This is a genomic window from Microcoleus sp. FACHB-831, from assembly GCF_014695585.1.
Taxonomy (GTDB): domain Bacteria; phylum Cyanobacteriota; class Cyanobacteriia; order Cyanobacteriales; family FACHB-T130; genus FACHB-831.
Genome location: NZ_JACJON010000037.1, coordinates 56,633 through 79,760, shown reverse-complemented (window position 1 = coordinate 79,760; position 23,128 = coordinate 56,633). Strand labels below are relative to the sequence as shown.

General features: G+C 44.6%; 20 protein-coding genes. 7 read left to right on the top strand and 13 right to left on the bottom strand.

From position 1 onward, the window contains the following. Positions 1-28: 28 nt before the first annotated feature. From H6F77_RS09345 to H6F77_RS09330, 4 genes are all read right to left on the bottom strand, one after another. Positions 29-1,345, bottom strand: coding sequence for a DUF2330 domain-containing protein (locus H6F77_RS09345; RefSeq protein WP_190487638.1), 1,317 nt, complete (start codon positions 1,343-1,345; stop codon positions 29-31). An 11-nt stretch (positions 1,346-1,356) separates the two neighbouring features. After that, positions 1,357-2,268, bottom strand: a complete 912-nt coding sequence (locus H6F77_RS09340; protein ID WP_190487636.1) for an RnfABCDGE type electron transport complex subunit D — start codon at positions 2,266-2,268, stop codon at positions 1,357-1,359. Positions 2,269-2,417: 149 nt separating this feature from the next. After that, entirely contained in the window at positions 2,418-4,556 is a 2,139-nt protein-coding gene (locus H6F77_RS09335; RefSeq protein ID WP_199321252.1) for a TolC family protein, read from the bottom strand. 323 nt (positions 4,557-4,879) lie between these two features. Beyond that, positions 4,880-5,758, bottom strand: coding sequence for a lysophospholipid acyltransferase family protein (locus H6F77_RS09330; protein WP_309228821.1), 879 nt, complete (start codon positions 5,756-5,758; stop codon positions 4,880-4,882). Positions 5,759-6,052: 294 nt separating this feature from the next. Here H6F77_RS09330 and H6F77_RS09325 point away from each other — a divergent pair, with 294 nt between their 5' ends. Both H6F77_RS09325 and H6F77_RS09320 read left to right on the top strand, forming a co-directional pair. Then, positions 6,053-6,658 carry a DUF1517 domain-containing protein gene (locus H6F77_RS09325; RefSeq protein WP_190487634.1) on the top strand — a complete coding sequence of 202 codons (606 nt, stop codon included), beginning with the start codon at positions 6,053-6,055 and terminating at the stop codon, positions 6,656-6,658. A gap of 102 nt (positions 6,659-6,760) precedes the next feature. Then, on the top strand, positions 6,761-7,648 hold the full coding sequence (locus H6F77_RS09320; RefSeq protein WP_190487632.1) for a hypothetical protein: 888 nt from the start codon (positions 6,761-6,763) through the stop codon (positions 7,646-7,648). 190 nt (positions 7,649-7,838) lie between these two features. On the opposite strand, the gene H6F77_RS09315 is transcribed toward H6F77_RS09320, so the two are convergent. From H6F77_RS09315 to H6F77_RS09305, 3 genes are all read right to left on the bottom strand, one after another. Further along, on the bottom strand, positions 7,839-8,924 hold the full coding sequence (locus H6F77_RS09315; protein WP_190487630.1) for a nucleotidyltransferase domain-containing protein: 1,086 nt from the start codon (positions 8,922-8,924) through the stop codon (positions 7,839-7,841). A 53-nt stretch (positions 8,925-8,977) separates the two neighbouring features. Next, positions 8,978-10,129, bottom strand: a complete 1,152-nt coding sequence (locus H6F77_RS09310) for an AAA family ATPase (RefSeq protein WP_190487628.1) — start codon at positions 10,127-10,129, stop codon at positions 8,978-8,980. A 67-nt stretch (positions 10,130-10,196) separates the two neighbouring features. Beyond that, positions 10,197-10,982, bottom strand: a complete 786-nt coding sequence (locus H6F77_RS09305; protein ID WP_190487626.1) for an RNA ligase family protein — start codon at positions 10,980-10,982, stop codon at positions 10,197-10,199. A gap of 250 nt (positions 10,983-11,232) precedes the next feature. Here H6F77_RS09305 and H6F77_RS09300 point away from each other — a divergent pair, with 250 nt between their 5' ends. After that, positions 11,233-12,435: a WD40 repeat domain-containing protein gene (locus H6F77_RS09300; RefSeq protein WP_190487624.1), complete on the top strand. Its 1,203-nt coding sequence runs from the start codon at positions 11,233-11,235 to the stop codon at positions 12,433-12,435. A 239-nt stretch (positions 12,436-12,674) separates the two neighbouring features. Here H6F77_RS09300 and H6F77_RS09295 read toward each other — a convergent pair whose 3' ends face one another. Continuing rightward, on the bottom strand, positions 12,675-14,492 hold the full coding sequence (locus H6F77_RS09295; RefSeq protein WP_199321256.1) for an ABC transporter ATP-binding protein: 1,818 nt from the start codon (positions 14,490-14,492) through the stop codon (positions 12,675-12,677). 177 nt (positions 14,493-14,669) lie between these two features. Between H6F77_RS09295 and H6F77_RS09290 the strand changes: the two genes are divergently transcribed. Beyond that, on the top strand, positions 14,670-15,398 hold the full coding sequence (locus tag H6F77_RS09290) for a helix-turn-helix domain-containing protein (protein ID WP_190487620.1): 729 nt from the start codon (positions 14,670-14,672) through the stop codon (positions 15,396-15,398). Positions 15,399-15,442: 44 nt separating this feature from the next. On the opposite strand, the gene purT is transcribed toward H6F77_RS09290, so the two are convergent. Then, positions 15,443-16,606, bottom strand: a complete 1,164-nt coding sequence (purT, locus tag H6F77_RS09285) for a formate-dependent phosphoribosylglycinamide formyltransferase (protein WP_190487618.1) — start codon at positions 16,604-16,606, stop codon at positions 15,443-15,445. Between the two features lie 187 nt (positions 16,607-16,793). Between purT and H6F77_RS09280 the strand changes: the two genes are divergently transcribed. Further along, positions 16,794-17,198 (top strand): DUF4112 domain-containing protein, encoded by a 405-nt coding sequence (locus tag H6F77_RS09280; protein WP_190487616.1) that lies wholly within the window; start codon positions 16,794-16,796, stop codon positions 17,196-17,198. On the opposite strand, the gene H6F77_RS09275 is transcribed toward H6F77_RS09280, so the two are convergent. Both H6F77_RS09275 and H6F77_RS09270 read right to left on the bottom strand, forming a co-directional pair. Beyond that, complete coding sequence (locus tag H6F77_RS09275) at positions 17,163-17,651, bottom strand: pentapeptide repeat-containing protein (RefSeq protein WP_190487614.1); 489 nt, start codon at positions 17,649-17,651, stop codon at positions 17,163-17,165. The two genes, H6F77_RS09280 and H6F77_RS09275, sit on opposite strands and share 36 nt — an antisense overlap. Before the next feature lie 292 nt (positions 17,652-17,943). Then, positions 17,944-18,363 (bottom strand): peptidylprolyl isomerase, encoded by a 420-nt coding sequence (locus H6F77_RS09270; protein ID WP_190487612.1) that lies wholly within the window; start codon positions 18,361-18,363, stop codon positions 17,944-17,946. A 280-nt stretch (positions 18,364-18,643) separates the two neighbouring features. Between H6F77_RS09270 and H6F77_RS09265 the strand changes: the two genes are divergently transcribed. Together H6F77_RS09265 and H6F77_RS09260 are read left to right on the top strand one after the other, a co-directional pair. Further along, entirely contained in the window at positions 18,644-19,768 is a 1,125-nt protein-coding gene (locus H6F77_RS09265) for a THUMP domain-containing class I SAM-dependent RNA methyltransferase (RefSeq protein WP_190487610.1), read from the top strand. A 67-nt stretch (positions 19,769-19,835) separates the two neighbouring features. Continuing rightward, the gene (locus H6F77_RS09260; protein WP_190487609.1) at positions 19,836-20,393 is read left to right on the top strand and encodes a Uma2 family endonuclease; all 558 of its coding nucleotides are present in this window, start codon (positions 19,836-19,838) and stop codon (positions 20,391-20,393) included. 120 nt (positions 20,394-20,513) lie between these two features. Here the strand turns inward: H6F77_RS09260 and H6F77_RS09255 are convergent, their stop codons facing one another. Then, positions 20,514-21,098 (bottom strand): Uma2 family endonuclease, encoded by a 585-nt coding sequence (locus H6F77_RS09255; protein WP_190487607.1) that lies wholly within the window; start codon positions 21,096-21,098, stop codon positions 20,514-20,516. Between the two features lie 17 nt (positions 21,099-21,115). Next, the gene (locus tag H6F77_RS09250) at positions 21,116-23,029 is read right to left on the bottom strand and encodes an ABC-F family ATP-binding cassette domain-containing protein (protein WP_190487649.1); all 1,914 of its coding nucleotides are present in this window, start codon (positions 23,027-23,029) and stop codon (positions 21,116-21,118) included. Positions 23,030-23,128 lie beyond the last annotated feature (99 nt).

The window sequence follows — 23,128 nt, the reverse complement described above, 5'->3', positions numbered from 1 at the left end:
TGGGCAGTGCCCACCCTACTTCAAAATATCAAGGCCAAATTTTCCGCCACCAAGGGCTAGAATCTCCACTAGCTACCACTGGCAGCTTCTTGCGGATATCTCCAATATTCCACCCAGTCAACTTCGCTAAATTCTGCGCCTCTTGTTCAAATCTTTTAGGCAAAGACCGTTTATATTCTTGTGCAGCTTGACAGTTCGCTTCGCCTGTAAAAGCATGGTGCATGATATATCGACCCTGAAAAGATTTCCGGCTTGATGTTTCTTGGAACATCAAATCTTCTGGAAACTTATCCCGGCTATAGCGGATATGCATACGGGTGATAAAGACATTATTAGGGCTGTTTCGCTCAACCCAAAATACACCAGCCTTACGCAATTCTTCTGAATTCAATGGTTCGGCAGAACACGGGTCGCAGCTCTGCATATCCCAGGCATATTCCAGAAATGCCACCTTTTTATCTTCCTTAACATAGGAAGTTTGGAACATGGATTTATAGAAATTACCAAAATCGTTTTTAACGAATACTGGTATTTCTGTATCTGAGGGGATATTTACCATCCGGTAGTTGGTAATCTCAGCTTGACCCTTGGGCGATAGCAAATAAACTATCAAATCTTGTTCGCTGGTAGAGTTAATCATGCCTAAGCGAATCGGTAACATGAATTTAGGCGATTCGTAGGCCATCATCAGCGGTCGTAGGAATTGCGAACCTGTTTTTTCAAATTCTTTTAGATTGATTTTAGCGACAAAGAATTTCATCTTTTGTCTTATGTATGGCTGAAGTAGCTGATTTGCTCCTTGGGGGATTTTGTAACCGTTGCGTTGCAGCCATGTTTGCAGTCCGTCTGATTCTTTGGCGCTTAGTATGAGAATGTCGTATTCTCCTACTGTGAATTTTGCTTCTACTGTTACACCCAGCGTTTTTTCATCGCTTGCGCTAAAGCTCGGTGGTTCCCATCCTCCTCTAGTCGCACCTGCTTCCCTATTGCCGGGAGCCTCGCCATCGCAAGGGTTTTCATCAAAATATTCCACCAGTCTAGGTGCGCTAAAAGCATCTAGCCGTTCAATAATTTTTGGGTCGCCAACGTGTACTTGGTCTTTTTGCAGAACAACAGGAACGGGGACAACAAGGGCAAAATCTTTAACAGCTCCTTGATAGTCGTTCGCCATTGTTAAAACGGTGCGATCGCCATCTCTTGCAAGTACTACTTGCGAAGCTTTGTTGTATAGTTTGCTATCTGCTTTGGCGACATAAAATCCGCAAAATGCCCACGCTTCAGGCACAAATGAAATAAAAGTAAACAGAACAAGCAGAAAAGTTATGAAAATACGAAATGGCTTCATGGCCACCTCCTCTAATTCGGTGATAATTCAGGCTGTGAAATATTGTTTTCAGCGGATTTTGTAGCTTTAACCCAAGAAAACTTCGGTGCTGACCAGATGAAATCTGCAAGTACGCTTAAGGGCGCGATCGCAAACAATGCCCAAAAAACTGCTGTAGAAACAAAAAAGTAATTACGCAGTATAAACGTTAAGATAGCAATGCCCGCAGCCCAAATTAAACGCCCGGTACGAGCATTAGGAATTGACCGAGGATCTGTAATCATAAACAGGGCAAACAGCAATAGCGAGCCGCTCATCAACCGATGCCAATATACATCCCACGTCCAGCCTAGGTAGACATTGCGAATAGCTTCCAGCAGTGCGTAAGAACCTAAAAAAGCAGCGGTTGTATCCCATCTGCCTACCCGTTTCAAAACCAGACCACCCGTTCCTGCAAATAACAATCCATACCACCAATCTTCTCCCCACTGTCCGGGAGAAACCCACGCATCTTTAGTCAGGACAAGAACTGAAATAATGCCAAAGTTTGCCGGATTAAAAAAATGCTTGCGCTCAACTTGAAACACAAATTTACTTAAAATTGCCAGCATTCCTGCTATCATCATCGTCGTGTAATTATCGACTCGCAGTAGCAGGCTAAGGCCTAAAGATGTAATCAGGGCGCTGCGATATGAAGGCTGAAGGGGAGTAATTGGCTTAGTTGCATCTTGTGGATAGGAGCAACTTTCAGGCTTGGCGAAAAAATTGCGGATGTTTTGTTGAAATATGGGCCAGAAGGATGTGGCAGCCCATTGAGTTACCAGACAAGTCGCGATCGCAACTATAATCATCGATGGTCGTAGCGTCCAGTCCCTTGTCCCAATTCCTAATACTAGGAACAGAGATAAAAACAGAATTTGATAGTCTCGTGCTTCTCCCAGCATTGCCCGTCTCTACAAGGATTACCGCTTACTTTGTCCTGAATCTAGACGGAATAGCATCCAAACCCCCGTTCTGTTACAAAAATTGTTACAGAAGTGGGGATTGGTTCATAGCTATGAGCCATGAACCATGAACCATAAACATTTAGGCTTTAACGTTGCGCCCCAGAACTAACAGATCGTTGTAGAGTAGCCAAAGAACGGTTGTAGTTTAAAATAGCGTTGACAAGATTACCTTGAGCGCGGGTAAGCTCGTTTTCTGCATTAATTACATCAGTTTGAGTGCCTATACCTGCTTGAAATCGCAAACGTGCCAAACGAAGGGATTCTCTAGCTTGTGATAAAGCAACATCAGCGGTACTGATATTGGCAAAATTAGATTGCAAGTTGGCATAAGATTCTTCTACCTGGAAGCGTATCTGATTGCGTTGGTCAGCAAAACGAGTTTCAGAAATCGCCTTGTTTGTTTCCTCCTGCTCCGCCCTTGCTCTTGCCGCTCCCCCATCGAACAAATTCATCCTGATGTTTGCTCCTAAGCTGTAGCCATCAGCTCTTTCCAGACGATCGTTAAAAACATTTAGCACATTGTAATTAGCTTCTAAATTAACTTTAGGTAGCAGCGCAGAAAGAGCAATGCGTCGCTGCTGCTCGTTAATGTTCCGCTGTACCAATTGCTGTTGTAAATCAGCGCGATTTTGAAAAGCTAGTACAATACTCTCTTCAAGGGAGAGGTTCCACCTACCCGCCACTTGCACCGGATCTGCTGCTGTGATATCGACCGATTGTGCAAGACTTAACCGCTGCACCAACTGGCGACGCGCAACTTGCTGCTGACTGCGAGCATTGGTCAAATCTTGCGTAGCATTGGCTAGCTGCACCTGAGAACGGAGTACGTCGAAGCGAGTACCGACACCAGCTTGTTCTAAAGCTTGAGCCTGCCGCAAACTAGCCTCGGCATTTCTGACAGCCTCTAGGTTAATTCTTACTTGCTGATCGGCTCCTTGAAGCCCGTAGTAATCATTAAAAACATTGAGGCGGAGTTCCTCTTTTTGGCGCTCGACTTCTAGCTCGTTGAAGCGCACTTGCTCCTCAGCGGCGCGGATGCGGGCGGAGCGTTCGCCAGAGGTGTACAGGTCGTAACTTAGTCTCAAATTAGCATTGGCGGACGTGCTAGGGGTGTCCGAGTCGGTTTGTAATGGACTTCTCTGACTTGAAAGTTCACCGCCTGTTGACTGCTGACGATTGATACCAGTGGTAGCGTCGAGGGTGGGATAGCGAGCGGAGCTGGCTTCTCTGACGGCAACTTGACTGCGTTGTAGGGTCTGTTCTGCTGCTTGTAGCGTGCGATTGTTGCGCCGTGCTAGTTCCAGAGCTTGTTGCAAAGTAATGGCTTCGGTTCCCTGAATCCGCACTTCGTCAATTTTAGTGGGGAATTGCAAAGGATTGGGGGTAGGGTTGAGATAGTTGGGGGCTTGTCTTGAAGGACGCGGACCAGGGTTGACGGATGTTGGGTTAACTTGGGGAAGACTGTTTGTAGCAACACTCTGCTGGCGAGATGCAGCGGCAGATCTAGTTGTTTGTTGGCCTTGCTGAGTTTCCCTAGCGACATCTTTATACTTGATGTTTGATGCGATCGCATCAAGTTTGCTGCCATCGGCTCTATCAAGCGATCGCTCCTCATATCCCACAAGTGCTGTTTGCTCATCCGAATTTTTTGAGGCGTTGCTGGAGGTGTCGTTTACTAAAGGCTGAATAGACGCTTGAGTAACAGAGGTGTTAGAGCTTGCCTTCAAGCTGAGAACTAAACCTTCCTTACCTCCGCGCATGCTGGCTAAAGGCACTCCATCCTTCCCGGTTACAGCGACTCTGATGCTGTTGGGAGTCAAAGATGTCACGGCAATCGCGGCAATTCCATCAGCAGGATTATCCTGCCGAAAGTTATTCACAGAGCCAACGCGCAGTTGGGTATTTACAATGTCGGCAACAAAAGTTTTACCGTAACTGGAAGTAAAGACGGTAGGCGTTGCGCTCTTTTTGCTCTCTAAGATCACCTTCATCCCGCTGTCTGTAGGGTCGATCCTTACCGCAGTTACAAGTATTGTATTAGCCCAAACAGGCTGAGTTGTTAATATCGCAGTTGTCAGGCTCAACCACAAGCTATTGAATAATTGCTGTCTTTCCACCATTACCCTCACACGAAAAATGTTGACATTTTCCCTCAGCCAGCAACCCCAAGGGTATGGCGGGGGATCGGGGGAGTCGGTTGCTCCGGCTACCCTGCTCTGTAACAAATTTAGCAACCACAGGCAGATGATTTAAGCTAACACAGCGCTGGGGGTTGAAAATTTTAGAATTTATGAATATCGACAGCGAATTTGGCTGTATTTTTTTTATGGATAATAACTCTCAGGCTCTGTGCGTTCAGACTTGACCAATACTGGGAGACAGAATTTAGTTTAGATTCAAACAAGCGATCGCTGCCGACAACGACCGACTCTATAAGTCTGGCGCACTACCCCCGTTTTGTTAATTACTAAGGATTTTGCCTTCAAAATTGAGAGCTAGGGTTCGATAAGGGGAATGGGGGATGGACAACGATGAATCTGACAAATTATTAGGAACAATCTTGCACTAGACGGTCGAGTTCAAGTTGCATTTGGGTGAGGACTTGGTTGTAGCAAGCATCTACATACTTGCGATCGCGTGCTGCTGCAAAACCGTAACGCTCGAATACAATAGGCTTACACACTCGCGTGTGAATCTGTACGGGTAGAGGAATGTGCGGTATCGGGCCAATCCCCAGCCCCCAAGGTAGCCCCAAGTAAATCGGAAACGCTACAGGATCGATATCAAATAGCCAAGGCAATCCCCACTCGTGCAGTTGTCGCACCTGTTTATAATAGTTATCCAGAATTATTACAGTATCGTGGGCACCTTTAGAAATTGCGGGCACAATGGGCACGCCTTCTTGCAATGCAAGTTTGATGAATCCCTTGCGTCCTGCAAAGTAAATTTGATGGCGCAGGCGATGGGCACGGAACGCATCCTCGGCGCCGCCTGGATAGACGAGAACTGCTGCACCGCGTTGCAGGGCGGCGCGAGCCATTTTGGGGTGAGCGACGATTGCCCCGCACTGGACTGCTAAAGTTGAGACCTCGACTTCTAACGGTAGCGAGAACAGTCCGCCGGTTATACCCTTTGCGATCGCATGAGAAACCTTCCAAACTGCTGGATGCATCAGTCCATAGGCGGGGCGATCGCATCCATACCGCCGAAACCAGTCATACATAAACATAAACATATCGGGTGCGAGCAACCCCCCATTATGCGAACCGACAATCAGCACGCCCCCCTTAGAAGGTAGGTGATGCCAACCATCGGTTTTTACGCGAAAGTAGTAGTGGTAGAGGAATTCCCACGCCGCCATCAAAACTTTAATAACCTGGGGATCTCGCTCGTCTAAAGACCAACCATCAAACCGATGGCGAGAAATTTCGCTGCCACTAGCGTGACTGCGCGTAAAGTCATCAAAACCAGAAAACAATGGTGATTTACCGCCCAAAAACCGAACTAATGCCCTTGTTAGAATACTCTGAGGTTGAGTTTACTGGCAACTATCCTTTGGGGAATGGGTAATTGGTGATAATTCTGCAACTCTGGCCAGACTTCGGACTCCGGACTCCCAATGACCAATCTGAGGGAAGACGGCTGTGTTCTAGCCACAAAGTAAAATCGGAGACATAGCTCAATTGAAACCTATTATTTGTATTTACTGGCAAGGCAAAATATGAGTTCTTGGGGCGATCGCTTGAATAGACTTACCGGACGCACGCGATTTGTAGTCTGCCGTTTGTTTATGCATTTAGCAGGTCAAGAGGTTGCACCTCTGTTAGGAATTCTCAATCGCGCTGGTAGAGAAGCAATCGAAGCAGATGGCGACATTAACATCCTTGGAGAAGGACTCGTTGAAATTTGCCAAAACCTATTACAGAACGATACTTACTGGCAATCTGCGGCCAATGAAGGCGATGTTTTCTGGAGTGAAGGTGAAGCTGGCGACTTCGTGAATGAGTTATTTACTGACTCTGCCTCGCGCTACCTAAGCGAACCCGACTTCAGCCAACCTAATACTGGGAGAGATGAACCTTTAACGCTTCCAGTAACTCGTAACTTGGTTGTTATGATTACCATAGCTTACGAGGGAGAAGCACCAGAGTTAGAAGGCGATCTTGCCGAACTCAGTGCGCTTAAAGCTGGTCTAAAAGCCATAATTAATTTGCACTATCAGGAAAGGTTGCGGGCTATACAGGTTCACTTTTCCCCTGCACGGTTGGGCGATGAACTGACTAGCGATCAACTATTGCTCAATTTTCCAGAACTCATTCCCCTGTAAGTTTGTTTTAGATTTTAGGTTGGCTATATAATCTAAAATCCAAAATTACCAATCAAAAATTACTCGGCTAATAGCTTGTTGGTCACAATCAATCACAAAATTATGTTACGCAAGTTGACAATCCTTTTAATGTCCCTGACGTTGTGTCTGGGTACAGTTGGCTGTGGCGGCGATCCAACGCCCAGACAATCTGTTAATCAACCATCTCAGAATAGAACCTTCAATACAACCTCATCTCAAAATCGGTTGGCTGAGGGACAATATCCCGTGCAACAGGCTACCTACGATGATGGTAATGGGGAATACACTTTAATGTTGCTCGATACTCCAGCAGGCTCGCCTCCTGTTTATCGCACTACCGATTTGCAGATGGCTCGTCTGACAGATGAAGAAATCAAAGCAGGCAAAAAGAGTTTTCTGAATGTTAATAACGGTCAGGCAGCTCTACACCTGACTGAAGACTTTAAAATTGAGTACGTTCACAACGTAACGGAAACTAGAAACGATCCTCAAACTGGTCAACCCCAAACTGTTGTAGTGCGTCAGCAATCTAACTTCTGGGCTCCTTTTGCCGGAGCGTTGGCAGGTCAAGCTGTAGGAAGCTTGTTGTTTAGACCTCAATATTACGTGCCGCCTGTTTATCAGCCAGGTGGGATGATGACGGGTTATGGGGGATATGGCAGTAGCTATGGGCAAGCGGTAAATCGTTACCAAAGCCGCTACCAAGCGCCACCGCCAGCTGTTAGAAATCGTGAAGTTTTACGCACGACTGGTCGCTTGCGATCGCCTTCATATAACAATCGACCGACGACGGTTCGGCGAGTGCCTAGCGAAGGTAGCCGTTCTACGGGGTCTGGTTATGGTTCTAGCACTCTGCGTCGTTCTAATCGCTCTACTCCTACTCGCACCAATCGTCCCAGCGGTTTTGGTAGTGGTGGGCGATCGCGTGCGCCTTCTCGTTCTGGCGGGTTTGGTAGCCGCCGCCGTTAATGCAGTAGTTCGCATTAGCTGGAAAAACCCGGAATTGGGGGTCTCCCCCCACACCCCCCGTTGGGGGACGGGTGCGTCCCCCAAGCCCCCTCCACATGTAAGTCTTGTCTGCTTTAGCCTGCAAGCTAGTGTAACTCTCGTTCCCAGGCTGGAGCCTGGGAACGAAAATCTAGAGGCTCTGCCTCGATTTTCACAATCCTTGCATTGCAACTAGATCGATACAAAGTTGATTAATTGCGTCTTTATCTACACCTCTTGGTAGGGTAGACTTCTCATAAGCAACATCAAGCCCTTTATATAAATTGTTAGCGATCGCCATAGTTTCTTCATAGCTATAATCGCCCCGTTTAATAGCTAGCAACTCCTCCCTATCACCAGCTTCTCTCCTATCAACTATCACCTTTTGAGTTTCTAAGATCTCAATCCCGGTTCTTAACAACCGGATAGCCTGCATTGCAAATTTGGCATCATAACCAACTTTAGCTTCAAGCGCCGCCCGTGCAGGATTGCGATTTTTCTTCCATTGTTGATAGTTATCATACTCGCGGCGGGCGCTTTGATATTGCTGGCTTTTTTGCAGGCGGTGAATGAAATTTTCTGAACTCTTAGTGATTTTTTGGGTATATTCTAAGGTTGCTTCTGGTAAAGCGTACTGCTTCAATACACCTTTGAAATCAATATCCGCAGTCAGCAGCTTATATAGTTCCTGTGCTTCCTCGACAAACTGAATCCTATCTCTAATTAATAGATAGAGATATTCCAGAAATGAATTAATTTCGCTTATGGTCAGCGGTGGAGTTTGTTCTAACCCAAAGTCTTCTGGTTCAGGTTTCCTGGTTGGCGGTTCCAGCAACCATTTGCGGTGAGACTCTAATTTTTTGAGTTGTGCGTAGCCGTAGCCAGCATAGGTGTGCTTGACTTTCTTTGATAAAAACATTTGCTTGTGTTCCATCAAAGTTTTGCCAACTTCGGTTAGATGCACGTAGTCTTTAAACCAGAGAAGTTCTAGGATATTTGGATTGTTATCAGCAGAAAGTTCTAGAAATTTTTTCAATTCATAGATGCAAGTGTCTTTGCTGAGGTAAGTAAACAAACCTTCTTCTTCTGTCCAACCCCTGTCTTTTTGTTCAATCTGGTCAAAGCCGAGGTAATAAGGCTTTGTGGCTACAAAAACGCCGCGATAGTCGTAGTCGGAGGTTTCAGTAGCTAATCCGTAGCCTCTAGATCCTGTTAAAGCAATTAAAATTGATCTCTGTTCAACTTCTTGGCGATTCATATAAACTCCTTTTAATATCAAGTTCGTAGGTAATGCCCACCCTAAATCTACTATTAAGCGTCAATTACCCACTGCACTTGATGTGCTTCGGTTATGTCGGGAATATCGAGTTTGGCAGCAAGTTTGTGGATAACATTTTCGGGAACCATCGCTGTCCTCTCGCGGTTACGCCGCAGCAATTCGTCAAAGTTTGCTTCTCGATAAACAATGCGGATGCGGGCATTGTACCCAGCAAAAAAATCAATTAATTGCAGGCGCATTGAGCGAGTGGTATTAGTGGCATTCCAGACAAAAGAACGGCGCGATCGCATATACTCACGCGCTCTTTTTTTTGCTTCTTCCACCACGATTCCTGGCGTTTTTCCTGGAGTAATTTTCATTTCTTTCCTCAAGTCATCTAGACAAATTACAGGCCACCCTTGAAGATTTTCCTGAATCCAGTAATCTTTGCCAGTTCCCGGCAAGCCTGACATTAAAACAACTTCAAATTGCGTGTCGTCAAACGCTTGGTAATCGGGATATCCATCTTCTTTGCGGAAGTAGATAAAGCGACTGTGTTCTGAGGGGAATGGTCGGGGTTGAGATAAACAGTTATTTTCCTGACAAAATTCTCGAAAAAGTTCAATTCGATCTAGGATTCCCTGTTGGTCGTTGCAACTGCGTCCTCTAACATCTGCTTCTGCCAATATTGCTAACCAATCGCACCGGACAACTTGACTGGCTCTAATAACTGCTTGTTGCGGGTTTTGTTTCTCTAAAAACCACATTGGCAGACTGCCTAATTGTATTAAGGCAAATACTTGTTCTCGCTGATAAAATGGCATTGGCGGATCGAGTTCCCACACAACTTGTCTTGCCATTCTTGCTCCTTGGCGACCGTGACCTTTAGAGGAGACTCTGCCATTTTCATCGATGTTTGTGTATGCGGGTTTGGCGATATCGTGCAATAAAGCTGCTGCAAAAAGAATAGAGCGATCGCTACTGGATAAGTTACGCCAAGCTGGTAATGAAATTAACGCTTCGCACACCATGCGGGTGTGAATGAAAACATCTCCTTCCGCATGATGAATGGGATCTTGCACGCATCCTTTTAGGTTGCTTATGCAGTCGAAATGGTTGGTTATTTCATCCCAATTTAACTCCCATGTTGGAGGTGTAGGACAAAATGGGAAAGTCTCGTTTAATTGAGTTAATAAATTAGTCATAAGTAGTTGTTAGTTGTTAGTTTTTCTCGTTCCCAGGCACAGCCTGGGAACGAGGGTATAGTGAAATTTAACTAAATAAATCGACACCGGGACGCAGCAGATTAGGGATAATAGGGCGATTTAGCCAATGTCCTTCTGATTGCAAGATGGTAGTTAAAAAGCTCGCCCGTACATATTTATAACGCGCATTCACTACCTCACCTTCTTCTACTTTTATATACAAGCCTTCCATTGTGCTGCTGGTATCGGTTTGTTTGAGCGCTCGCTCCTCATCCAGCTCTTTCTCTCTACACAATAACCGCAACTTCTCTATATGTCCCGGCTGGATATAGTTTGACTCCCCTAATAAATTCATCATTTGCTTTTTTGACTGCAAAATGCCTGTCATAAGGACGGGAACTGAAACGAGGGGCAATCCTGCTAATAATTTCTTTCTGCTACTCGTACTCAAGAATTGTTGCTGTTCAATTTCCAGCACGTCGTACTCTAAAAAGTAGTGCGGCAAATAGTCGTAAAAAACTGTGTGCTTTGCATATAACCACTCGCCATAGAGAATGTAGCGGCTTCCCAGCACTTCCCAAAATGCAGAAGCATGACTATATGCCCACTGTTTGAATAAGTTAAAATGTTTTTCCCTCTCTCCTCCTGTTAGGTAATGTCCGCGACTTTGTAAGAGCATTTGACCGTCGGGACTGAAGCTAATGGCGGCGTTAGCACCATCAACTTTTTCTTCAATTACTACATATTTATTAGCGATCGCGCTAAATGGTATGCTATCGAGATCTTCATCTCCTGGCTGGAACCGCGACCCTTCAATGTGATAGGTTCTGGGATATTTGTACATCTTTGTCATCACGACACCACCAAAGACGAAGCCACAACAATAGTTTTGTATTACAAGTGTAGCATAAAATATTCGGCGCTTCAAATTGCACCAGTCTTTTGGGGACATGGCATGGAGGGGCGCGATGCTCTTTACAGAGCCGCTAACGCGCTAACGCACTTCGCTTCTCTGACGCTAACGCGGGGCATAAATAGTCCAAGCCCTGCGCCTTTCTCAAGTAATTGGGGAATATTAGTAACAATGCAGAGGTAAAAGTGCGATGGCAGAAAATTCCAATCAGCCGAGAGATTACGATGCTGTCAAAGGCGGTGAAAATTCAGCCCCAGTTGGTGGTGTCGTCTTAGGGGGACTCGAAGGTGTGAGAATGCGGTTTTGCAGTCCGGTTGTAGAAGCACGGGTTGCTGCTTTAAAAGAAGCGCTGAACTATGGAACATTTGGCTTGGATTTAGTAATTCAGGCTTTGAATGATGAATCAATGCAGATCAAGAAGGCTGCCTATCTGCTACTCCGAGAAAGGCAAGAGACAAAAGTAAAACTGGCGTTAAAAAAGTACAATCATTGGAAATTTTTTGAGTGCCTGCACACGTTAGAAGGGCATTCACATTATGTTGAGTCCGTCGCCATAGCACCGGATGGGCAGACTGTTGTTAGTTGCAGCCCTGGCGATGAGGGTATCATCAACCTCTGGAACCTGCACAGCGGGAAGCTCAGAACTACTAATCTCTTTAGGTATTCAGCCTATGTAAATTGCATCGTCATAAGCCCAGATGGGCAGAATGTTATTGGTGGCGGTAGTCAAGAGGAAGGGATCGCAATTTGGAATCTGCACACCGGAGAATTAAAGAATACACTCAGAGGGCATTTATATAGGGTTAAATCCGTCGCTATAGCACCGGATGGGCAGACTCTTGCCAGTGGCAGTTGGGACAAAACCATTCGTATCTGGAACCTGCATACCGGAGAACTCAAGAATACACTGATAGGGCATTCAGACTATGTTCGTTCTGTCGCCATCAGCCCCGATGGGCAAACTATTGTTAGTGGCAGTAGTGACAATACCATCAAGATTTGGAACGTACACACCGGGGAATTGAGAAATACACTCATAGGTCATTCAGACTGGGTTATGTCCGTCGCCATAGCGCCGGATGGTGATACTCTTGTTAGTGGCAGCTGGGACAAAACCATTCATATCTGGAACCTGCACACCGGAGAACTTAGAAATACAATCAAAGCGCGTTCATCGCATATTCTTTCCGTCGCTATTAGCCCCGATGGACAGACTATTTTCAGTAGTGGTGAAAACGGTACCATTAAACTCTGGAACCTGCATGATGGCAAACTCAGAAATAGTCTCAAAGAACATTCAAAGCGGGTAAATTCTGTCGCCATCAGCCCCGATGGACAAACTATTGTCAGCGGCAGTAGTGACAATACCATCAAAATCTGGGGAGTGCGATAGAGTTTTCAATGACTCTGTTCTTGTTTTGTAAGGATTGAATTTACAAGCGGGGCGATGATAGCACTAAGATAAATTTGCGCGATCGCTCTGATAAAATAACAGAACTAAAATACCTGGCGATTGAAATCCCGGCTACAAAAACAAAGTCCGCCTACGCGGACTAATAAATGGCTCTTGAAACCTGGCTTCGGCAGGTTTTGTTTGTATAGCCGCCGACTGAAGTCGGCGGGCTTTGATTATTAATTCTCCTCTGCTTTCACCCCCGTCTGTACTCGCCACAAACTAGCATAAATTCCCTGTTGATTGAGTAATTGTTCGTGGCGTCCTTGTTCTACTAATCGACCATATTCCATGACATAGATGCAATCAGCATTGCGGACGGTGGAGAGGCGATGAGCGATCGCAATCGTTGTTCTGTTAATGGTAATTTGTTCGAGCGATCGCTGAATTGCTGCTTCTGTTTCATTATCCACCGCAGAAGTTGCTTCATCGAGGATAAGAATGGGCGGATTCTTCAAAACTGCTCGCGCGATCGCCAATCTTTGTCGCTGTCCCCCTGATAATTTCTGTCCGCGTTCGCCAACAATCGTGTCGTAGCCTTGGGGAAGTTGGATGATAAAATCGTGGGCTTCGGCAATTTTAGCAGCAGCGATCGCTTCTGTTATTGTTGCATCAGGATTTCCATAGACAATATTTTCCTGCACCGTACCGTGAAATAAGAAGACATCTTGGCTAACTAAGCCAATAGATCGCCGCAAATCTTTTAACTTCAAATTGCGGATGTCAATGCCATCTAAGGTTATATTTCCTGTTTCAATTTCATACAACCTTAGTAACAGTTTCACTAGGGTACTCTTACCCGAACCAGTGGAACCGACAATCGCTATAGTCTTACCAGCGGGGATCTGTAAGGAAAGATTTTTAATTACTGGATCTAGTCCATTGTAAGCAAAGGTGACATTTTTTAAATCTACTTCGCCGCGCACTTTTTCGACTGGTAATGAAATATCTCCCGAATGAATGGCAATCGGTGTATCTAAAAGATTCATTACTCTGTTTATAGATGCCATAGCTCTTTGATACTGGTCGAACGTGTCTCCCAGGCGAGTCAAAGGCCAGAGTAAACGCTCTGTAAAGAAGATCATTATACTGTAGCTACCTACAGACAGCTTGCCTGCCACTGCTTGCATTCCCCCAATTATTAGCGTTGCAGTAAAGCCGAATAAAATGATGATGCGAATTAACGGAACAAAGGCAGAACTGATGGCGATCGCTTTCCTGTTGCTTTGTCTATAAGCATCGCTTTCCCTACCAATTCTTGCGGCTTCATATTCTTCTGTCGTGAAGCTTTTAATTGTTGTAATGCCGCTCAAATTATTGGATAATTGCCCGTTGAGCAAACTTACTTTTTCCCGCACATCGGCATAATAGGGAGCAAGTCGCTTTTGAAATACGATGGAACCCCATAAGATAAATGGCATGGGCAGCATGGACATCCAAGCCACGCTTGGGGCTAGAATGAAAAATACGCTACCAATAATTACTACTGTTGTGAGTACCTGGAGGATTTCAGTTGCACCGCTATCTAAGAAGCGCTCCAATTGATTGATATCATCATTAAGGATAGACATCAAACCGCCAGTACTGCGGTCTTCAAAGTAGGCTAATTCTAATTCCTGTATGTGCGTATATGCATCGAGTCGCAAGTCGTGTTCAATTGTCTGCGCTAGATTGCGCCAAAGCAATTTGTAGGCGTACTCAAATGTAGATTCCAAACTCCAGATGATGAAGGTGAGGAATGCAAGTATCAAAAGTTGTCCGAAGACATCGCGTACCCCCAATTTAGCAATTAGGGAATCCTGTTTTTGCACTACTACATCTACAGCCGTACCGACTAAGGCGGGGGGTGCTAAGTCGAAGACTTTATTTAGGATAGAACAAGCGATCGCTTGCCAGATTTGCACGTGATACTTGCGACCATAATTTAGCAGACGCTTCAGCGGATGCACCGCTTGGTCTTTATTTTGCCTGGTACGCGATCGCGTCTGCTCGTTCATTATTTTACTCATAATCAATCCTGGACTACATAATAATTCTAGTTCTTACCATTGTGCCTCTTGTTACAATTTATGCTCGTTCAGCAATCTTGCTGAACTGGGAGAAATATAATGCGCTCGCCATTGTTTCCAGTTTACTTGCATTGTATTCTCAAATAAAGTTACTAGGAAAAATTTATGACGCCAGAACAACAACAAGAAATTGCCAAGTTACGATCTCAAAATTTGACACCAAAGCAAATTGCGCGAAAGCTGGGATTGAGGGTAGCTGAAGTTACAGCGGTAATCAAACAAGAAGCGCAGCAATTAGCAATTACTCGTGCTGCTACAGGCGAATTAGATCCGGTGGCAGAATGTTTTGTAAATGCGGACTGTGCCTATAAATTTCTGAAAAGCGATGGCGCTGCTAACTTCTTGGGACAGTTGCTAAAACCAGATGAAAATTCAGCAGGTGAGTTGGATAATGGTCTAGCGATGGTTTCAGTAGCTAGGCAAATTAGTTACAACCGCTTCTCCGTTTGTACTTACCTCTTAGATATGTGGTGCTTGGGTGTAAAAGATACTCTTGGCCCCCGCAAAGTGGATAAATTAGAGTACGAACAACTAATCGAGTCTGCCTATCGCGGCTTTCCTGAAGGTACGCAAAAAATAACTTTGGAACAAGCGCAAGCTATTGTTTTTAGCGCAGTGGATTATGCGGCTAAATTGGGATTTAATCCTCACCGTGATTTCGAGAATTCCCGCGCTCATTTAGGCGAGTGGAATGGTGAAACTAAAATTAAATGCGGACGCAATGGCAAGCCATTTTATATCAGCGGCCCCTATGACAATCCGCGCCGAATTTTAGATACTCTTAATAAGAGTGTGGGTGAAGGTAATTTTGAATATCTCGCCCCCGGGTTTTAATTTAGCGATATAGCAGTATTTTGTAGTCCGGCACTGCCGGGTTACTACTGATTGACAATCTTTATTTTGTTTGCTGCTGAGGTTGCTTTGTCACGCGCTTCTTGCACGTTTTCCCCTTTAGCTAAAGCTACTCCCATTCTGCGAAAAGGACGCGAATCAGGTTTGCCAAATAGCCGGATATCTACATTTTTTTCTGACAAAGCATCGGCTACACCTTCAAAAGCGATCGCGTTAGAATGCGTGTTGGCTAAAATTACTGCACTGGCTGAAGGACCAAGTTGTTCTATATTGGGTATTGGTAAACCTAGAACCGCTCTCAGATGAAGTTCAAATTCATTAAGGTTCTGAGATATTAATGTCACCATTCCAGTATCGTGAGGTCTGGGGGAAAGCTCTGAGAAAATCATTTCATCTTCTGTGACAAAAAATTCAACGCCAAAGATTCCAGCTCCACCCAAAGCATCGGTAACTTTTTGCGCGATCGCTTGTGCTTCTAATAGTAGCTTTTCTGGTATTGCAATGGGTTGCCATGATTCTTGATAATCTCCTCTTTCTTGACGATGCCCGATGGGAGGACAAAAAATTGTAGGTGCATCCCACTGTTTAATTGTTAGTAAGGTAATTTCTATTTCAAAATTTATAAACTCTTCAACAATAATTTTTTTAGTATCGCCTCTGGAACCCTCTATCGCGTACTTCCACGCTCTTTCAACTTCATCCTGAAAATTTACCACAGACTGGCCCTTACCAGAAGATGACATAACTGGTTTTACAACATTGGGGAAGCCAATTTTATTGGAAACTTTAATCATTTCCTCCAGCGTTGTAGCATATGCATAGTTAGCAGTTCTTATGCCTAACTGCTGATGAGCTAGTTCCCGAATTCTGTCTCGATTCATCGTGTAGTCTGTAGCGATCGCAGTGGGAATTACTGTAATCCCTCGCTCCTCAAATTCAAGCAGTTTCTCTGTTCTAATTGCTTCAATTTCAGGTATTATAATATCGGGCTGATGTTTTTCGACGACTCTTTCCAAATCGTCAGCACTCAGCATAGAAATTACTTCAAAAGCATCAGAAACTTGCATTGCTGGAGCATTAGCGTAGCGGTCAACAGCAATAACATAGTTGCCAAGACGTTTAGCAGCGATCGCAAATTCTTTTCCTAGTTCTCCTGACCCCATCAGCATCAATCTTTTCGGCAGCTTCATACAATCCCTGATTGATTAGTTTAATTCCTGCTAAGTATAACTCAGCCAAACAGCAACTCTACTAGCTTGTGTCAGCCAATAAAGCAACATTACCGATATTGGCACTAACTTTTGGAAGATTTGCGATGTCTAATTTTCCTTCTGGCGGTACAAGACGAAGCTTGCCTATCGTGGCATCATCGAAACTATGAATACTCTTGAACGCCTCGCCACCCTCGATCGCATCCGCAAACTCAGCCGCCTGATGGATAATGCCATCCGCATCCCAGGCACGCCCTTTCGCATCGGCTTAGACCCCATTATGGGTTTGGTACCAGGTGCGGGGGATGTAGTAGCTACAGCCTTTTCTGCTTACATTATCTATCTAGCTGCACGCTTTAACTTACCGCGTGAAGTTATCACTAAAATGATATTCAACATCGGCTTAGAAGCCGCAGTCGGTACAATACCTCTGGTGGGTGACTTGTTCGATGCATACTATAAATCTAACATCAGGAACTTGGCGCTTTTAGAGCAACATCTTGATGTCGTTGAACCAGAACTTAGCGAAGTTGCCTCAGTCATGGCTGAACCTAGCACCGCGAATCTTTAAGTCTTGGTTTTGCTGGTTGGTCAACCCAATACCATCGCCAAAATTCGCTCTATCTACCAAAGCATTAGACCAAATAGTTTTATTGAGAGTTGCGCCCCTCAAGTCTGCATCTCTTAAGTCTGCTGCTGTAAAATTTGCAAATAAGAGGTCTGCTTCTAATAAACTGCTTCCTCTCAAGTTTGTCCCAGATAGATCGCCGCGAATAAAGTTTACGCCATTTAAATTTAATCCTGATAAATCGGCATTTTTAAGATTAGGAAATTTTACCTCACTCGGTTCCTTAAAAAACCTCATTACACAGGCTACGTTTGACGGGGTTAGCGGCATTTTAGTTAAAAAATCAGCATAGCGTGCTAATCCAATTTCTTTGAGTACGAGCAAACGTTGCTGTGGAGTTTGTTCAAGAAACTGCTTACAAGTTAAGTTAAGGTCTTGAGTTTGTGAATTTAGCATAATTATTAAAATTCCCGCACGCTGTAGGGCTTACACTTACTCGTATCTCCCTCAAACTTTGTAGGTTTTGTTGGGCAATAGAACCTTATTGATAAACACAATTTTTATCTAGAAAATTTTGGCGTGAGAAGCCAAAATTAGTTTTTTACTACCCAGACATATCTTTAATGTGGAGGTAGGTAGGCGAAGTAGCAGTACCCCAACCAGGGTTTGGGGAGAGACTCTCCAAACCCTGGTTTTTTGGGTAATTACAGGGAACGACAAGCCCGCTAGAGTGAGGGCGTACTAGGCGCTATTTTTGAATTTTGACAGAAAGAATCTTGTCACCCTTGCGGATAGCATTGACTACATTCATGTCTTCAGTTTTGCCAAAGGTCGTGTGCTGTCCGTCTAAATGAGGCTGAGGAGAGTGGCAAATAAAGAACTGACTACCACCAGTATCGCGACCAGCATGGGCCATTGATAAAGTGCCTGCCAAATGTTTATTTTGGTTAAGTTCACATTTGATTTTATAGCCAGGGCCACCCGTTCCTGTTCCCAAAGGACAACCACCTTGAATCATAAAGTCATTGATGACTCGGTGAAAAGTAAGACCGTCATAAAAGCCTTTTTCAGCTAAGTCTACAAAATTTTGTACGGTCTTTGGTGCATCCTTATCAAACAGTTCTAAGTTGATTGTGCCTTTTTCGGTTTCCATTATGGCGCGAGTCATGTTTATCTCCTTGTTATCCGATGGATTGACAGTTTTTGTTGCTGGCAGTAATGGACAGCCAAACTATATTAAAGCAAAAACGCTTTATATTAACTTTATCAAATTTCATAAGTGCGATTTTCTTAGCGGCACTAGGACGGCGACGCTACTAGAGCAGTATTTATGTTTATGGTAACTTCGTATAAGTCTGTCATTGGTTTGTTGAATTAAAGCTAAATTTTGACAAAAATCATTGTATAACTCAAAAGCACTAGATATTAACTAGATAAGGATACTTATTATGAACCAATACTTTGCCACAGTTGCTCGCGGTCTAGAGCATATCGCCGCTGCTGAACTCGAACGATTAGGGGCACAGGAAGTCAGTCCTGATTTCACTGGCGTGCATTTTGTTGGCGATAAAGCTTTGCTTTACCGCGTAAATCTTTGGGCGCGGACAATTTTTAGAGTGCTAGTCCCCCTACGTGAATTTGCCTGTTCTAACGCCGATATGCTCTACCGGGAGGTGCAAAAAATTTCCTGGGATGACTATTTACACCCCGACAATACTTTGGCTGTGGATTGCACGGGGGGCAATCAAAAACTTAACCATACCCACTTCACCGCTTTACAGGTTAAAAACGCCATTGTAGACCAACAGCGCGACAAATCAGGTCAGAGGTCTAGCGTTGATACTGACAATCCTGATGTGCGGATTAACGTTCACATTCATCAAGACCGTTGCATTTTAAGTCTGGACAGTTCTGGTGGGAGCTTGCACCGCCGGGGATATCGACCAGCGATGGGACTGGCTCCCCTTAAGGAGACTTTGGCGGCTGCTATCCTGGACATGGCAGAGTGGGATGAGAGTTTTCCCTTTTTAGACCCTTTATGCGGCTCTGGAACCCTGCCTTTAGAAGCGGGTTTAAAAGCTTTGAATATTGCACCAGGATTATTTCGCGAAAAATTTGGTTTTTTCAGTTGGCTCGACTTTGATGAAAAGTTGTGGGACGAGATATGGGCGGAAGCTGAAAAAGCGGAAGCATTATATTTGAAATCACCGATTTGGGGCAGCGATCGCGACGGGGATATTTTAAACCAAGCTCGCATTAATGCCCAACGATGTGGACTTGAAGATCAGATAACATTTACTCAAACCGAATTATCTCAGCTAGAAGCTCCAACAGATAGAGGCGTGCTTATTTGCAACCCTCCCTACGGAGAGCGGTTGGGGGATGCAAGAGAACTGGGCGAACTCTACAAAATGCTCGGTGATGTTTTCAAACAACGCTTCAAAGGTTGGAATGCATTTATTTTGACAGGAAACAAAGAACTGGCGAAAAAAGTAGGACTCAAAACCTCTCGCCGCATTCCTGTTTATAACGGTTCTTTGCAGTGTACTTTGCTGAAGTATGAACTGTATTAGTAGGGGATGCATCTTTTAATGCTTTTGTCGCCTAACATTGTGCTATTAGTTACCACTTAAATCAATCATGGCGAAAACAGGAACTAAACTCACATTAGAAGAATTTCTAGCCTTACCAGAAGGTGATGTAAATTATGAATTTGTTGATGGTAAAGCAGTAGCTAAAGTGTCTCCAAAACAATTTCACTCCATGTTGACTTTTGCGCTGACTAGCTTACTCACACGATGGTCTAGGCAAAGAGGTCGAGTACGCTTGGAATGGGCGATTACTTTAAAGCGTCAAAATCAGGACTGGGCACCCGTGCCCGACATAACATACATATCTTATGAACGCCTACCAACAAGTTGGAATCTTAATGATGCCTGTCCTGTGCCTCCTGAACTGGTTATTGAAATTATTTCTCCCGACCAAACTATAAAAGAATTTGAAGATAAAGCTAAGGACTATTTTGACGCTGGTATTTCAAGAGTCTGGGTTGTAAATCCTGAAACTATGAATATCAGGATATTTTTTCCAGATGGTTACAGTCAAATATGCACTTCTGATATGCCCATTTCAGATACGCTGCTTCATGGTTTGGAACTAACAGCGAGACAGATTTTTGAAGAAGCAGGATTGATTTGATTGCCTAGTGCGATCGCAGGCTATATGCGGGTAAATACTGCGATCGCTAGCCTCAAACAATATATTTTCTATTTATTGAGCGAGGCTAGTTGCAAAGTATTGACGCAGCATTGAGTGGCTTTAGGTGTTGCCAAAAATTGAGTTCAAGTTAAGTACAAAACCCGGTAATACATCTTCTCCTGATAGAGTTTCTGGGTTCTCTAATATTTCAACTTCCCTTCCGACGCGGTAGATTTCAACCTTTCGCTTTTTGGGGTCAATCAGCCAACCTAATCGAGCGCCATTATCGATATAGTCTTGCATTTTGACTCTCAGGACTTTTAGCGAATCAGTTTCGCTTCGCAATTCGACTACAAAATCGGGGCATAATGGGGGGAATTTTCCTTTTTGTTCTGCACTCAAAGCATCCCAGCGATCGCGCCGCACCCAACTAGCATCAGGAGAACGTTCTCCACCATTCGGTAGCTTGAAACCAGTGGAAGAATCAAAAGCAATTCCTAAATCGTTCTGGCGGCTCCAAGCCTGTACCTGAAAGGCAATTTCAATATTACGGTTGCCTGTTTCCCCGCCTGTCGGTGGCATGATGATTAGTTCTCCCTTAGCCGTGCGTTCAAGTCTCAAATCGCGGTTTGCCTGACACAGTTCGTAAAACTGATCGTCAGTTAATTGCAAAACCGATCCTAATTTTAGGGTTACAGCAGTCATATCAATCTCCTGTTCTGTCAAGATGCAATTTCAGCTAATTCCATCCAGCGCTCAGTTGCGGCATCAATTGCCTTAGTCAAAGTTTCCACTTGCTCGTATAATTGGCGCACCTTAGCGACTTCCCCAGGAGCAACATTGTATAGTGCTTTTTCCGCTGCGGCTTTCTCCGCTTCTAGCTGGGCAATCTTGCCTTCCAGCGTCTCAAATTCGCGCTTTTCTTTCGAGGAAAGTTTGCGAGGATTGTTTGGATTTTCTTGTTTCCAACTAACTTTAGGAGCCGCTTCCTTTTTGGTTTCCTCAACCTTGGTTGATGCTTCTTCCTCTGCTTTCTTGATGTCTAGATAAATTGAGTAGTTACCAGGATATTCACGCAGGTTGCCACCCTCTTCTAAGGCAAAGATTTTATCTACCGTGCGGTCGAGAAAGTAACGATCGTGGGAGACTGCGATCGCGCACCCGCTAAAATCTTCTAAATAATCTTCTAGCACTGCGAGAGTTTGAACATCCAAATCATTAGTTGGTTCATCCAAAATCAACACGTTCGGCGCACTCATCAACACCCGCAACAGAAATAAACGCCGTTTTTCACCCCCAGATAGCTTATGAATAGGTGAATATTGCTGATTCCCAGGAAATAGAAACCGCTCTAACATTTGCGAAGCGGTAATCTGAGTACCATCGGCAATTTTTACAAATTCTCCCACTTCTTTGATGTAGTCAATTACCCGCTGATCTTCGTTTAAAGCGTCGAGTAATTCTTCCGAATGTTGGTCAAAGTAACCGATATGTATTGTGGTGCCAATATCAACACTTCCTGAATCAGGCTGAACTCTCCCGGTAATAATATCCATCAAAGTGGATTTGCCCGCACCATTGCCGCCGATTATGCCTATGCGATCTTCGGGGCTGAATTCATAGGTAAAATCTTTGATTAAAGTGCGTCCATCGTAGGCTTTAGAGATGTTAGTTAATTCAATAACTTTCTTGCCAATGCGACGACCAGGGGTAGCAATATCCACTTTACCATTAACTTGTTTAAACTCTCGCTCCTGCATCTCGTGGACGCGATCTATCCTGGCTTTTTGTTTCGTACTCCGCGCTTTTGGCCCCCGCTTTAACCATTCTAATTCGCGACGCAATACCCCCTGATGCTTGCGCTGGGTGCTAACAGCAGATTCTTCAGCTAAGGCTTTTTTCTCCAAATAATAAGAGTAGTTGCCGGAGTAAGTATAGATGTCGCCTCGGTCGATCTCAATAATGCGGTTGGCGACACGATCCAGGAAGTAGCGATCGTGGGTAATTAGCAGAATTGCGCCTCGAAAGCGATTTAGATAACTTTGCAACCACTCGACCGACAATGCATCGAGATGGTTTGTGGGTTCATCCATCAGCAACACATCGGGTTCTGATAGTAATGCAGCAGCCAAAGCAATCCGTTTGCGATAGCCGCCGGATAGCGTACCTATGCGAGCATTAAAGTCTTGAATTCCTAACTTTGTTAGGATGATTTTGGCATTAGTTTCTACTTCCCATGCGCCAGTAGAATCCATGCGCTGCATGACAGTTGAAAAACGAGACATGAGTTGGCTATCTTCTGGATAATGAGACAATTTGTCTGAGAGTTCCTCATACTCTCGCACCAGATCCATTTGTTCGCCGCTGTCTGCAAAGACTTGCTCTAAGACTGTGTGATTTTCGTCTAAGTCGGGTTGCTGCGGCAAGTATACTACCCTAGCTCCAGAGTTGACTAAAAGCTGACCGTCATCAATGGGTTCTAGTCCGGCAATCATTTTCAACAAAGTTGATTTGCCAGAACCGTTAGTGCCAATTAATCCGACTTTATCCGTCGCATCTAGGCTAAAGCTGGCATCTTTGAGGATTTCCTTGATGCCGAAGTCCTTTTTGACCGATTGTAGTGTGAAGATGCTCATCCAGTTTCTACCGTAAAACTTTAAATTCTCAATTTGTGTCTCCGCCCAAGATCTACGATAACTGATATGCTGTTCTGGGGTTGCAAATATGCCGCCTGT